Below are 14,156 nucleotides of genomic sequence, written 5' to 3'. Positions count from 1 at the left end.
GTCCGGGCCTCCCTTCGGAGCCTTCGATTCGCCAATCCGCAACCTGTTCTCGGTTTCACACTCTTGTTTGATTGAAGGCGCTTCCCATGAAGAAAGGCGACGTCAAAAAGGTCGTTCTGGCCTATTCCGGCGGTCTGGATACCTCCATCATCCTGCGCTGGCTGCGCGAGGAATACGACTGCGAGGTGGTGACCTTCACCGCCGACATCGGTCAGGGCGAGGAGTTGGAGCCGGCCCGCGCCAAGGCCGAAATGATGGGGATCAAGGAGATCTACATCGAAGACCTGCGCGAGGAATTCGTCCGTGACTACGTCTTCCCCATGTTCCGCGCCAATACCCTGTACGAGGGCGTCTACCTGCTGGGCACCTCCATCGCCCGGCCGTTGATCGGCAAGCGGCTGATCGAGATCGCCAATGAGACCGGCGCCGACGCCATTTCCCACGGGGCCACCGGCAAGGGCAACGATCAAGTCCGCTTCGAGCTGACCGCCTATGCCCTGAAGCCCGACGTCAAGGTCATCGCCCCCTGGCGCGAGTGGGACTTGAACAGCCGGAAAAAGCTGATCGAATACGCCATGCAGCACCAAATCCCCGTGCCCAAGGACAAGCACGGCGAGGCCCCCTACTCCATGGACGCCAACCTGCTGCACATCTCCTACGAGGGCAAGGCGCTGGAAGATCCCTGGACGGAGCCCGGCGAAGACATGTTCCGCCTGTCCGTGAGCCCGGAAAACGCCCCGGACAAACCCGAATACATCGAGGTTGAGTTCGAGACCGGCGATGCCGTGGCCATCAACGGTGAGCGTCTCTCCCCGGCCACGCTGCTGGCCAAGCTGAACGAGCTGGGGGGGCGCAACGGAATTGGCCGCCTCGATCTGGTGGAAAACCGCTTCGTCGGCATGAAAAGCCGCGGCGTCTACGAGACCCCGGGCGGTACCATCCTTCTGACCGCCCACCGGGCCGTTGAGAGCCTGACCCTCGACCGGGAGGCCCTGCACCTGAAGGAAGAGTTGATGCCGCGCTACGCGAAGCTGATCTACAACGGCTTCTGGTTCTCGCCCGAGCGGGAGATGTTGCAAGCGGCCATCGACAAGACCCAAGAGAACGTGACCGGTACGGTACGGCTGAAGCTCTACAAGGGCAATGTGGTGGTCGTCGGTCGCAAGGCCCCCCGCAGCCTCTACCGCATGGACTACGTCACCTTCGAGGAGGACGAAGTTTACAACCAGTACGACGCCGAAGGCTTCATCAAGCTGAACGCCCTGCGCCTGCGTCTGGGTGCGATGGCCCGAAACAGCTGATTTTCACCGGATTGGTGGACATAGGGAAACGGCGCCGGGAGCACTCGACGCCGTTTTTTTGGGGCGATTGCCCAAGCCCATTTGGGAGCCAATGCCCCCCAACCCCCATTTCTTTTTTGTCAATAAGAGCCCGGGGTCTGGGGCCTTTCGGCCCCAGCCTTGCCAAAGAGCGGGGGGACGGGACAAAGCCCCGTTTCACTCTCATTCTATAAGTTTTAGAGTATCTTCGAGGCCAAGTTTGGTCGCGAAGCGACCCAACTTGATCTCGGAGCACTCTAGAGCATCGAGCGGAAAAGTGGACACCGGTTTTCCGGTCCACTCGATACTCAACTTATTGAAGCGAGATCAAATTACCCGCATTAAATCGATTCCGATTTAAGGCGGTTTGATCTAGCGTTTGAACGCAAGAAAAGCGGCGTGGGTTTCACCCCACGCCGCTTGGTTTTAAATGTTCAAAACCTTCGGCACGCGGTTGTCGCGCAGCCGGTAGGCGTCTGGCATGCCCCGGCCCAGCAAAGGACGCAGATACATCAGGAATTCGGTGGTCACGTCATGACCGTTGGCCGCGATGAATTCATTGGGCATGACCTTGGTCTTGCCCGCCACCTCACGCAGCGCTGTCAACTGATAGTCAACCGAATAGAAGCCTGTTCGGTGAATCGTGACAGATCCATCTAATTCTCCCCACATGGCGAACTGGACGGCCTTTTCCCCCACTTCCCGGGCTTCGCGCTGGTCAACGTCAGACACGCAGCCGACAAAGGATCGCTGCAGGTAGCCCAAGGTATCGCCCCGCACGCGTTTGATGCCGGTCTTCTTTTTCACCGCACTGACCAGCAGGTCTGCCAGGGCACCTGTCCCGGACAGTTGCACGTTGCCGTGGGCATCGCGCTCCACGTCTTCTGCCAATTTGGTGATAATGGGCTCGCCGGAGGCATCGTGGATGCCTTCACTGACCGCCACGACACAGCGACCATATTTTTCGTAGGTTGCTTTCACATCGGCGGCAAACTGGTCCACGTCAAAGCTTCGCTCCGGCATGTAGATCAAGTGGGGACCATCATCGGGGAATTTTTTTCCCAGCGCACTGGCTGCGGTCAGGAAGCCGGCGTGACGGCCCATAACGACACCGATGTAAACGCCCGACAGAGCTCGGTTGTCCAGATTCACACCCATGAAGGCCTGGGCCACAAACCGTGCTGCCGAAGGGAAGCCCGGGGTATGGTCGGTGACCATCAAGTCGTTGTCGATGGTCTTCGGAATGTGGATGCAGCGCAGGTCGTATTCGGCCCTCTTGGCCTCTTCTGACACGATCCGAACCGTATCGGAACTGTCGTTTCCGCCAATATAGAAGAAATATCCCACTTGGTGGGCCTTCAGAACCTTGAAAACCTCTTGGCAATATTTCAGGTCGGGCTTATCGCGGGTGGACCCCAGTGCAGAAGATGGGGTTTGGGCAACCATTTCAAGGTTGTGGGTGGTTTCCTGGGTCAGATCAAGGAATTCTTCGTCGATAATGCCCCGCACACCGTGGAACGCTCCATAAACGAGATCTATGTTCCGAAATTTCCGGGATTCCAAAACGGCCCCGACCATGGATTGGTTGATCACGGCGGTGGGACCGCCTCCCTGGGCGACGACGACCTTGCCCTTGAACATATTTCGACCCTTTCCGATTTTTCTTGGATCCGGTCCGGGCTGCTACCCGAAAAGGGCCGGGCGGCCCCTCCGAATCCCTAAAATGATGGGGCACCCTACCCTAATGGATCGCGTTTGGGGAGAGGGAACAAACCGGAACCCAACACCCCAGCCTCGACGTCAAACCAAGCAGGGGCAAACAAGGTTTCTCCCCCTCGCCACCGGTCCCAGGCGTGGTCCGTGGACCACAGGATGTCCAGTCCCAGACGCAGATCAACCGCCGCATCACGGCGGTTCAAGCGAAGGGCCTCGAGGCCATCGCCAACGCCCCGGCGGAGGGCGAGGCCAATCTGGCGATGGGTCGGAAGCGACAGGTCTGGAGCATCCGGATTGGTCAGCCGCTCCCGGCACGCCTGCGCAGAAAGGGAGGAATGGCTGCGGCATCCGAATGGCCGGTGCGTGTAGATCATGCAATTGTTGGAGGTGTCGAGAAATCGACAAGGAACCATCATGGGATTGGGCGAGAGGGGAAGGGTTTCCATTCGGATCTCAGACAGAGTTCGAAAATGGGAAAGTGCAAAGAGGCTTGGAACAGGAACGGAGACACGAAGGTGGCAGCACCAGCCACATCCTGCACCACAATCTGGGCGTTCATCTTGTTCTTTTTCTGAACTTAATTGTGCAATCAAAGAATCGACAAGACTTCCCAATCTATGATGCAAGGAAACTGCGTCCTCCTGTCCTTTTTGTCCCCATCCAATCGACTGAGTTAAACTGGCAAAAGCCCCCCTTAAATAGAGGAGAACGTCAGAATCTCGCATGAGTAGCTCATTTTTTCTGCAAATTATGGCATCTGATACCATACGATACAGAAAAGATATAAGAAGTACGACAGAAGACTTGGCTATCTCTATCGATTCAGACCGATGATCGTGTTGAGTTCCTTCCTGCCCATTCTTGCCTTGTCATTGCCCCACCGTCTTGTGCTTCTATGGAGGGCTTGGGGCAGGTCTGCCCGGGCATGTCCGTTGCGTTTGGGTTTGGATTTTGTAAGTGTTCTGTCCAAACGGAAGAATGCTCCAGAATGAAACTGGGCTGGCCTGGGTCCAGTCGGCCCAACTTGATCTCGGAATACTCCAGCAAGGGTACGATCCATCCATGACACTCGAGGTCATCATCGTCCTCGCCGTTCTGGCGCTGGTCTTCGCCGCCTTTATTTCCGACCGCTGGCCCCCTGATCTGGTGGCAATGGTCGGCGTCGGCACCCTTCTGGCCACGGGCATCCTGAGTACCGACGATGTCTTGACCGTCTTTTCCAATGCCGCCCCGGTGACCGTGGCGGCGATGTTCATCCTATCCGGCGCCCTGGAGCGAACCGGAGTCATCGATTCCATGGGACGGCGGTTTGCCCGTCTGGGAAAGGGGCGACCGGTTTTGGCTGTCATGGCCCTCTTGTTCGCGACCGTGGTTCTGTCTGCCTTTATGAACAACACGCCGATCGTTGTGATTCTCACCCCCGTGATGATCACGCTGGCCCAAACGTCGGGCATCGCGGCATCGCGCCTTCTGATCCCCTTGAGCTATTCCGCCATCCTTGGTGGGGTCTGCACTCTGATCGGCACATCGACCAATATTCTGGTCGATGGCGTTGCCCAAAAGGCCGGGATGGCACCTTTCGGCATGTTCGAGATCACTGGCGTTGGCGTGATCCTCGCGGTCGTCGGAGGGCTTTACCTCTTGCTTGCCGGGCGGTGGTTGTTACCCGATCGGGAGACCATTGCCAGTCTGCTCACAGATGGCCAAAGGCGGCAGTTCCTGACTGAGGTTGTCGTCTCTGAGGGGTCGTCACTGGTGGGGGAAACCCTGTCCGAAGCAGGGTTCACGAGTACGCGGGGCATACGGGTCATCGACGTGGTGCGTGGCGACCAATCCCTGAGGGACCGCCTGGATAAGCTGCGCTTGGATGCCGACGACCGCATCGTCTTGCGGACCCGGGTGGGTGACATGCTGGCATTGCGTCAGGATGGTCGTATCCAGGTGGGGACAGGACAGGCGAGCCCGGCAGACATCGAAGCCAAAGACGAAAACGGAGACGATGCCACCCCCCTTGCCGCTCTGGCCACCCGAGAAACCACCATCGTCGAAGGCATCGTTGGCCCCAACTCCCGCCTTGCTGGACGGCTGATTTCTGACCTGGGTCTGCGGCGGCTTTATGGCGTCTATGTCTTGGCCGTCCATCGTCATGGGGAGAACATGGGCACCCATATGGCGGGGCTGCGTCTGCGGTTCGGCGATACTTTATTGGTGGAAGGCCCGAGCCTGGGGTTACGGCGGATGTTCGATGCCCGAGACCTGATCAACCTGACGACCCCCTCGGAATCGGCCACCTTGCGACGCAAGGCCCCCATCGCCGTGCTGGCCATCGGTGCGGTCATGGCCCTTGCGACAGCGGGCATTCTCCCCATCGCAGGGCTGGCCATCCTGGCGGCAACCGGTGTCATCGCCTTCGGCTGTCTGGATACGGAAGAAGCCTATCGGGCGATCCGGTGGAATGTGCTGATGCTGATTTTCGCCATGCTCGCCATCGGTGCAGCCATGGATAAAACCGGCGCCGCCCAAATGGTGGTGGGAGCACTCGCCTCCCTCTTGGATGGCCATGGTCCTCTGGTGGTCCTATCCATGCTTTATCTGGTGACCTCTGCTTTGACCGAGGTCATGAGCAATAACGCCACGGCAATCTTGCTCACCCCGATCGCCATCGGTCTGGCTCAGCATTTGGGGGTGGACCCCCGTCCCTTCGCCGTGGCGGTAATGTTCGCCGCCTCGGCCAGCTTCGCCACTCCCATTGGCTACCAGACCAACACCTTCGTCCACGGAGCGGGTGGGTATCGTTTTATGGATTTCGTCAAGGTTGGTTTGCCCTTGAACCTATTGCTTTGGATCGTGGCGACTTTCGCCATACCACTGTTCTGGCCTTTGGTGCCGGTGGGCTGAGCGAGACACGATACCTTGGGCGAACCCAGTGAACGGAAGCGAGCGCCGGGTCATCACGAAAAATCCTGCCCGGGCAGAGTCGCGTGATCCGCACCGCCCCTCACCCCCTGAAGCATGTCCTTCGCTTCATAAGACATGCCGCCCTCCATAGACATGGTCTCATCCCAGTGGTGGGTCCTGTCCACAGAGGCTTGAGCTTGGGCCAGCTTGTTCCAAGCTGATCCCATTTCACTCTAAGAAGAAGCCCAGGACCGACGCGATGGCAAAAAGACGGATGGACATGGCTGTCTCCTGAATTCCGGTGAGCACGGACCATAGAAAAGGCCGGTTCTCAAGGGAACCGGCCTTCTTCCAAAGGATCTCGGGGAAACGAATGCCTTACTCGGCAGCGGCCTTCAATTCCCAGACGTCCGGGGCGCTGTCCAAGCGCTTCAGCAAAGCCTCGCGCTCGGCCAGCAGGGCCTTGGGCATCTTGTCGCCGAATTTGGTGAACTGGTCGGCCTGGGTCTCCGCTTCGCGGCGGGCCACGTCCTTGTGAATCGCCATGATCTGGTAGAACTTGGTGGCGTCGAAGCCAGACAGGCCGTCCCAGCGCAGGTCATCGTACTTGGGCACATAGCCGATGGGGCTTTCGACCGCTTCGGCTGTGCCGTCACAGCGGTCCAGAACCCACTCCAGGGCGCGCATATTCTCGCCGAAGCCCGGCCAGATGAACTTGCCATTCTCGTCCTTGCGGAACCAGTTCACACGGAAGATCTTGGGCAGCTTGTCGGCCCCGATCTTGTCGCCCATGTCCAGCCAATGGCTCCAGTAGTCGGCCATGTTGTAGCCGCAGAAGGGCAGCATGGCCATGGGATCGCGGCGCATGCCCGATTGCCCATCGGCCGCAGCCGTGGCCTCGGACCCCATGGTGGCGGCCAAGTAGACGCCGTGGGTCCAGTCGAAGCTTTGGAAGACCAACGGGAAGTTGGTGGCCACGCGACCGCCGAAGATGAACGCGCTGATGGGCACACCGTCCGGGTTTTCCCAATCCGGATCGATGGACGGTGTCTGGCCTGCCGGAGCGGTGAAGCGCGCATTTGGGTGGGCAGCGGGGCGACCGCAGTCGGGGGTCCAGTCCTGGCCCTTCCAATCGATCAGATGGGCCGGCGTCTCCTCGGTCATGCCTTCCCACCAGACGTCACCGTCATCGGTCAGCGCGACGTTGGTGAAGATGGAGTTCTTCGAGCAGGCGATCATGGCATTGGGGTTGGTCTTTTCCCCCGTACCCGGCGCCACGCCGAAGTACCCGGCTTCGGGGTTGATGGCGTGCAGGGTCCCGTCGGGGTTCGGCTTGATCCAGGCAATATCGTCGCCAATGGTGGTGACTTCCCAGCCATCATAGGTCTTGGGGGGAATCAGCATGGCGAAGTTGGTCTTGCCGCAGGCGCTGGGGAAGGCTCCGCCCACGTACATCTTCTCGCCGTTGGGCTTCTTCACGCCCAGGATCAGCATGTGCTCGGCCAGCCAGCCCTCGTCCCGCGCCATGACGGAGGCGATACGCAGCGCGAAGCACTTCTTGCCCAGCAGGGCGTTCCCACCATAGCCGGAGCCGAAGGACCAGATTTCCCGGCTTTCGGGAAAGTGGACGATGTAGCGGTTCTCCGGGTTGCAGGGCCAGGCCACGTCGGCCTCGCCTTCAGCCAGCGGTTTGCCGACGGAATGCATGCAGGGAACGAAATCGTCGTCGCCCAAAACATCCAGGACCTTGGATCCCATGCGGGTCATGATCCGCATGTTCACGGCCACATAGGCACTGTCGGAGATCTCGACACCGATATGGGCGATGTGGCTGCCCAGCGGCCCCATGGAGAAGGGGATGACATACATGGTCCGACCCTTCATGCAGCCCTTGAACAGGCCGTTGAGCGTCGCACGCATCTCCGTGGGATCGGTCCAATTATTGGTGGGACCGGCGTCTTCGGCCGTCTTGGAACAGATAAAGGTGCGGTCTTCCACCCGGGCCACGTCGGCGGGATCGGAACTGCACAGGAAGCTGTTGGGGCGCAGCTTCGGATTCAGGCGAATGAACGTTCCCGCGTCGACCATTTCCTGGCATAGGCGGTCGTATTCCTCCTGGGAACCGTCGCACCAGTAAACCTGATCGGGCTCGCACAGGGTGGTCATCTCCTCGACCCAGTCGAGAAGCTTTTTGTTGCGGGTAGGACTGGCGCTCATTTCTTCCTCCAATTGGACTTATTGACCAAACCCTACCGGGGTCCGGTCCACTCGGCAACTGTCCGCGCACGGACCCATTGCGTCGTCATGTGGGTGTCACGCCCACTCCCTGACGTGACCGCTATTCGCGAAAGGCGCCGAGCTGGAGACCGATATCCCAGTCCGCCACCTTTTCATTTGCAACCAGGGTTCCGGCTCCCGCCAAACCCTAACGTCCCGGCATGGCTTCGGGCCATGCTCCTTATTTTTATGTGAAGGCCGCGCCGTGGGGCGGCGACCTTATTGACTGGTTTGGAACTAAGCCTCCTGGGTGGATTGGCCCCGGGCGGACTGGGTCAGAGCAACCAGGGCCTCCCGTGCCTCTCCTGCGGAGTGCACGACCTTGGGAAATGCCAGTCGGCGGACCCGGTCTCTCAGACGGATGTCGAAGCCGTCGGTGTCACAGGCGGTCATTCTCCAAGACTCCGCCCCATTCCCAGCGGTTTCGATCTCCCTCAGATGTACCTTGGCCATCAGAGCCAAGGCGTCGGCATGGTCGGCGTTCATATGTGACAGGATCCCCTCTTCTGCGACTCGCATGAGTTCCGCCCCACCGGCGGGTGCGAGTGCCCCATCATCGATCCACACGGCTTTGGCAAAGCCACCCACATAATGGACCCGTTCTGGGGTGACGCGATAGAAGGTGAAATCCCCGAATCCGGCATAAAGCGCCGCCCCGGGATGGCGGGCAAGGAATCGGTCCCGATCGACGGGATCCTCTGTTCTGTCGACCCGCCCCAGGACCGTGACCCGGGCCCCTTCCTGGGGATTGGAATGCCCCTCGGAATCATCGAACAGCAAGGAGACCCTCGCATCGTCCATCAGGTTCCGCGTGTGATCAGCCAGGGTGGAAAGCAGCAATAGGGGGCATCCGACGTGGTCCGTGGCAACGGTAACCAATGACGCGTAAGGATGCCCGGATCCGCCCATCACCGTGGCCAAGGAGGCTTTGGATGCGCCCCGCCAAATCAGGCGGGATGCATGGCGATGGGAATCGGTTGGCTTGATGCGTTGCATATCCTTCATTTGGTAAGGGATTATAGGCCCCAGGTTCGGCTGTGTGTAGCGGTAGAAGGATGAAAAACAAGCGAGAGGACGAAAAAATGTTCTTTTCTTGCGCGTCCTTTCAGGCGTACCGTTGCCCCCCGGTCAGAACCAAGGCAATCGCCCCGTGAGACGTTCCCTGTCCAAGCCCAGGCCCAACCGAGCCCGGCCCGCCCGCCCTTCGTGGTGGCGGTCCCTGTTCGGCTTGCGGTTGATGGCGCTGGCCATAGCCTTTCAGGTTCTTGCCCCACTCGGCCAGGCGGTTTCCCTTCCCCTGGCCACCGGCCCCCGCCCGCTGATCATCTGTACCGGCACGGGGCTCGGCGTTCTTCCTTCCACCGATCCGTCTGGGACCAGCCGTGCCACGGCGCCCTGGTCCTGCCCCATCTGCTCCTCTGTGAGCTTGGCGAGCGCGCCCCTGCCGCCTCCTGATTTCGGCGCGCCCCAACCCATGGGGGTATCCCAGCCGATGGGCTGGACGGTCGCACGTTCCTTCAAGGAGTCCGGGCGCCATCCCACCGCCTGGCCTCGGGCGCCCCCTTCTCCACTGGCTTGACATATCGCGAAGGCGGGGGGCCCTCCGTCTCTCTCCCCTGGTTCGTCTGCCCCATCCCAAATTTGGTGGACACCGGGGCATCCTCTGCCGCCTCCAAATTGGAGAAACGGATGGGCCTCCCTTCGCATGCACCGGAATTCCTCCCTTTTTATCCTTGCCAGTCTTTGTCCGGAGAACCGCGACCATGATGATCCGTCGTACCATCACCGCCGCCTTTGCCGCAGTGAGCCTGTCCCTGTCCGCCCTGACGCTCTCTACCGTTGGCGCCAGGGCCCATGAGGGCCATGCCCATGCCGAGGCCAAAGCGGGAGACATCTCCGTGACCAACGCCTGGGCCCGGGCCTCTGCGGGTATGGCCAAGGCGGGGGGCGGTTTTGTTACCCTGTCCAATGCAGGGTCCAGTGATGATCGGCTGATTGCGGCCAAGGCCGATGTCTCTGCTGTCGTTCAACTGCACACCCATATCCGCGAGGGGGATGTGATGCGCATGCGTCAGGTGGACGCTATCGACATTCCTGCGGGCGGCAGGGTGTCTCTGGAGCCCGGCGGCTTGCATATCATGTTCATCGACCTCAAGGCGCCCTTGACGGAAGGTCAACATTTCCCCCTGACCCTCATCTTCGAAAAGTCCGGTGAGGCAACCGTCGACCTGGTCGTGAAGGGGGTCGGCGCCATGGACATGACCTCGGGAATGATGAAAGATGGCGCGATGGACCATGGAGCTATGACGCATGGTGCCATGCCAGGGATGGACCACAAGCCCGCCAAATAGGTCCGGAAACGCGAAAAAAATGGGTGTTCCATAGGCTTTGCCCCTGGAGCGCCCGCCTCCGGCACCATTTTTGCCACAAATGGGGGCCAAATCCTTGGGGGATACACCCTATATAGGCACTATAGGGAATTTCAGGTGAAGACGCGGTACCCGGTGACCGGACCGCGCCCGGAGGGAGACCAAGGACCGTGACCCATAGCATCGCCCTGGTGGACGACGACCGCAATATCGTGACCTCCGTGTCCATCACCCTGGAGGCCGAGGGCTTCAAGGTTGTGACCTATTCCGACGGGGCCGAAGCCCTGCGAGGTCTGTCCGCTGAGCCGGTGGATCTCGCCATCCTGGACATCAAGATGCCGCGCATGGACGGAATGGAGCTGCTGCAGAAGCTGCGCGAGCGCACAGCCATGCCCGTGATCTTCCTGACATCCAAAGACGACGAAGTTGACGAGCTGATGGGCCTGCGTTTGGGCGCCGACGATTACATCAAAAAGCCCTTCTCCCAGCGCCTGTTGATCGAGCGCATCCGCACCATTCTGCGGCGTCTGGAACTGCGGGAAGGGGCCACTGGAGGGGATCTGTCGGCTGCGGCGCTGGTGCGCGGAGACCTGACCCTGGATCCGGACCGCCATCTGTGCACCTGGAAGGGCCGTGCGGTGGATCTGACGGTGACGGAATTCCTGATCATCCAGGCCCTGGCCCAACGCCCGGGCCATGTCAAAAGCCGGGATCAACTCATCGACGCAGCCTATGGCGAAAATATCTACGTGGACGATCGGACCATCGACAGCCATATCAAGCGCCTGCGCAAGAAGTTCCGCGAAACCGACGGGGACTTTTCGGAGATCGAAACGCTCTATGGGGTAGGCTACCGGTACAAGGATCCGGTGACGGCAAAGGCCGGGGTATAATCCGCTCCCCCAGGGAACGGACAACGTAAGACTCAGGGTGAAGGGGGTTGCATGCGCGCGGATCCACGGGACCGACCCGATGGCACGCGGGAGTCCACGAAGGAACTGCGGCGAAGGCGTCACAGGGATGGCAGCATCGCGCGGTCCCCCCTGTCCGCCCGCATCCTGGCGGTCAACCTGCTCGCTCCCATCCTGTTGGCAGGAGGGTTTTTGTATCTCGACACCTACGAGGAAGCCCTCACCCAAAGTACCTTTCAGGCGCTTCGCACGGAAGCGGACCTGATCGCTGCGGCCATCGGTGAAGGGGCCATCAACCTGGAGGTCTCCGTGGACGGGCCAGTGGTCCGGGCAACCCATGGTATCAATCCGGAAATGTCCCGGCAGATGGTCCGTCGTTTGGCCAATCTGGCCGATGTGCGCGCACGTCTTTTCGACGCGTCCGGTCGCATGGTGGCCGACAGTCGCCGTCTGGTGGGTTATGGCGGGATGGTGCAAGTCTATGACCTGCCTCCGCCCCAACCGCCGGAATCCGGTTGGGGCATCCTGCGTCGGCTCTATGACACCCTTGTCCCGTCCCTGGGGGAGGGGGAGGTCCTTCCTCCCTATACGGAGCGCCCAAACCAGTCGGCGGCGGATTATGGCGAGGTGACGACGGCCCTGAACCAGGGGGAAGTGGCCCAAGCCATGCGATCCCGCGTCGGACGGGAGCGCATGCTCTCCGTCGCCGTTCCCGTGCAGTATTACAAGCAGGTGGTCGGCGCCATCATGGTCAGCCGGGGAGCTGAAGGGATCGACGAGACCCTGTTCGAGATGCGCCTTGCGGTGCTGGAAATCTTCGCTGTGACCCTGGCCCTGACCATCGCCCTCTCCCTTTATCTGGCGGGAACCATCGCCCGGCCCTTGGTGCGTCTGGCGGCGGCTGCAGATCGGGTCCGGGGCGGCAAGGATGCCCGGCAGGAAGCGATTCCCGATTTCTCCAACCGCAATGACGAGCTGGGCGACCTGTCGGAAGCCCTGCGGGAAATGACCGGCGCCTTGTGGGAGCGTATGGACGCCATTGAGCGGTTCGCCGCCGATGTGGCCCACGAGATCAAAAACCCCCTGACTTCCCTGCGCAGTGCCGTGGAAACGGTGGCGCGCGTCGATGACTCCAACCAGCAAAAACGGCTGATGAGTGTCATTGTGGACGATGTCCAACGTCTGGATCGGCTGATCACGGACATTTCCGATGCGTCCCGGCTGGATGCGGAATTGTCCCGGGCGGAAATGGGGCCAGTGGCCATTCGCCCGATGCTGGAAATGCTGTCTGAAATCCACGGATCCGAAGCGGAGGCGCGGCAGGTCAAGATCACCGTTTCCGGGGATGGGGACGATGCCCTGGAGCTTTTTGGGTTGGAGGGGCGGCTGGTTCAGGTGTTCCGTAATCTGATCGGCAATGCCGTGTCCTTCAGCCCGGAGGGGGGGACCATTGCCCTTCGGGCTTGGCGCACGAAGGACAGGATCATCGTCACCGTTGAAGATGACGGCCCGGGCATTCCTCCGGGAAAGGAAGGAGACATCTTCAAGCGCTTCTATTCGGAGCGCCCCCGGGACGAAAAGTTTGGCACCCATTCCGGTCTGGGCCTGTCCATCTCCAAACAGATCGTCGAGACCCATGGGGGAACCATCCGCGCCGAAAACCGCAAAGGAGACGGGGGTCGGCTCGTGGGCGCTCGCTTTACCGTCGAGCTTCCCGACAAATAAAGGTGGCTCTATTCGTTTATCGCATTGAACTGCTGTAAAATGTGGGAAATGCAGGAGTTTAGCGACCATGGACCACAAGAGCTTTCAGCGCTGGCTGTGCGAGATCGATTACATCACGGAAGCGCAGAAGACGACGGTGTTGGAGACCCTGGCCGATCACCCCCCTGGGGTCGGTTCCGTTGCTGCTGTCGAGCAGAGCGTTGGGGAGGACCGGACCTGTCCGCACTGCCAGGCGCCGGGAGCGGTTGCCGTGTTGTGATCGGTTCTCATGCGTCGTCTCAGTTCGTCGAGTCCGACGCGGAAGCAGGACTTGGCGTAATATCCATGTGCTTTTCGGGGCGGTGAGGCGCGCGCCATGATATCGGATGCCGTGCGACAGGCCGAGGCGATATATCGCTTGATCAGGGCAATGCGATCGGCGGTGTCGCTGCTGCCGCCGTGCTCCAAAACAGTCCACATCAAAGGCACTCGAAAGCGCCGTGTGGTGACGGCCAGAACCAGAAAATTCATATCGTGTCGACCGAGCTTCCAATTGGTGCGGTCAAGACACAGGACACAGGGCGGGCGGGAGCCGATCAAGCGCACGACCAGAGAAACCACCCAGTCGTCGTCAAGTTGGCCATGTTGGAAGAACCGCTGCAGACGGCGATAGGTCGACGCAACCAAAGCGCGACCGGGGCGTTCTACGGCGATATGCGACAAATTGACCGTGCGTGTGCTGATGACGCCGACAATCAGAAGGCTGAGGGTTTCCAGGCGCGTCTTGCCAAGGCGGACATGGGCCGATAGCGTCTGCAACAGGGTGGTGAGAAAACGGATCTCCAACGGATGCTCCTATGGGCAGTTTTTCCACCCAGAGGAGAATTGATCTCACCATCCACCGCCACACTAAAATGCGCCCTGTCGTGTAGTGTGGGGCGATGCCCCCAAACCCCATTTTT

11 protein-coding genes are annotated in these 14,156 nt (G+C 60.3%); 6 read left to right on the top strand and 5 right to left on the bottom strand.

Annotated features, from left to right (window positions below):
• The first annotated feature begins 86 nt into the window (after positions 1–86).
• Positions 87–1,301, top strand: coding sequence for an argininosuccinate synthase (locus ACLIRY_RS04805; protein ID WP_413204227.1), 1,215 nt, complete (start codon positions 87–89; stop codon positions 1,299–1,301).
• A gap of 444 nt (positions 1,302–1,745) precedes the next feature.
• Here the strand turns inward: ACLIRY_RS04805 and ACLIRY_RS04800 are convergent, their stop codons facing one another.
• Together ACLIRY_RS04800 and ACLIRY_RS04795 are read right to left on the bottom strand one after the other, a co-directional pair.
• Positions 1,746–2,960, bottom strand: coding sequence for a 6-phosphofructokinase (locus tag ACLIRY_RS04800; RefSeq protein ID WP_413204226.1), 1,215 nt, complete (start codon positions 2,958–2,960; stop codon positions 1,746–1,748).
• A 95-nt stretch (positions 2,961–3,055) separates the two neighbouring features.
• On the bottom strand, positions 3,056–3,760 hold the full coding sequence (locus tag ACLIRY_RS04795; protein WP_413204770.1) for a YkgJ family cysteine cluster protein: 705 nt from the start codon (positions 3,758–3,760) through the stop codon (positions 3,056–3,058).
• Between the two features lie 337 nt (positions 3,761–4,097).
• On the opposite strand from ACLIRY_RS04795, the gene ACLIRY_RS04790 reads away from it, so the two are divergent.
• Complete coding sequence (locus tag ACLIRY_RS04790) at positions 4,098–5,933, top strand: SLC13 family permease (RefSeq protein ID WP_413204225.1); 1,836 nt, start codon at positions 4,098–4,100, stop codon at positions 5,931–5,933.
• A 378-nt stretch (positions 5,934–6,311) separates the two neighbouring features.
• On the opposite strand, the gene ACLIRY_RS04785 is transcribed toward ACLIRY_RS04790, so the two are convergent.
• Both ACLIRY_RS04785 and ACLIRY_RS04780 read right to left on the bottom strand, forming a co-directional pair.
• Positions 6,312–8,150, bottom strand: coding sequence for a phosphoenolpyruvate carboxykinase (GTP) (locus ACLIRY_RS04785; RefSeq protein WP_413204224.1), 1,839 nt, complete (start codon positions 8,148–8,150; stop codon positions 6,312–6,314).
• A 297-nt stretch (positions 8,151–8,447) separates the two neighbouring features.
• Positions 8,448–9,215, bottom strand: coding sequence for a HugZ family protein (locus tag ACLIRY_RS04780; protein ID WP_413204223.1), 768 nt, complete (start codon positions 9,213–9,215; stop codon positions 8,448–8,450).
• Between the two features lie 145 nt (positions 9,216–9,360).
• On the opposite strand from ACLIRY_RS04780, the gene ACLIRY_RS04775 reads away from it, so the two are divergent.
• The 4 genes from ACLIRY_RS04775 to ACLIRY_RS04760 all read left to right on the top strand — a co-directional run bounded on the left by ACLIRY_RS04775 (position 9,361) and on the right by ACLIRY_RS04760 (position 13,215).
• Positions 9,361–9,789, top strand: coding sequence for a hypothetical protein (locus tag ACLIRY_RS04775; RefSeq protein WP_413204222.1), 429 nt, complete (start codon positions 9,361–9,363; stop codon positions 9,787–9,789).
• A 184-nt stretch (positions 9,790–9,973) separates the two neighbouring features.
• Positions 9,974–10,561, top strand: a complete 588-nt coding sequence (locus tag ACLIRY_RS04770; protein ID WP_413204221.1) for a copper chaperone PCu(A)C — start codon at positions 9,974–9,976, stop codon at positions 10,559–10,561.
• A gap of 188 nt (positions 10,562–10,749) precedes the next feature.
• Positions 10,750–11,472: a response regulator transcription factor gene (locus ACLIRY_RS04765; RefSeq protein ID WP_413204220.1), complete on the top strand. Its 723-nt coding sequence runs from the start codon at positions 10,750–10,752 to the stop codon at positions 11,470–11,472.
• Between the two features lie 51 nt (positions 11,473–11,523).
• Entirely contained in the window at positions 11,524–13,215 is a 1,692-nt protein-coding gene (locus tag ACLIRY_RS04760; protein ID WP_413204219.1) for a stimulus-sensing domain-containing protein, read from the top strand.
• Between the two features lie 156 nt (positions 13,216–13,371).
• Here the strand turns inward: ACLIRY_RS04760 and ACLIRY_RS04755 are convergent, their stop codons facing one another.
• Positions 13,372–14,040 (bottom strand): hypothetical protein, encoded by a 669-nt coding sequence (locus ACLIRY_RS04755; RefSeq protein WP_413204218.1) that lies wholly within the window; start codon positions 14,038–14,040, stop codon positions 13,372–13,374.
• Positions 14,041–14,156: the final 116 nt, after the last annotated feature.

It is taken from the genome of Rhodospirillum sp. A1_3_36, from assembly GCF_047263945.1.
Lineage (GTDB): Bacteria > Pseudomonadota > Alphaproteobacteria > Rhodospirillales > Rhodospirillaceae > Rhodospirillum.
Note: the sequence above shows the minus strand (reverse complement) of the source record. Positions and strands in the feature narration are given on the sequence as shown.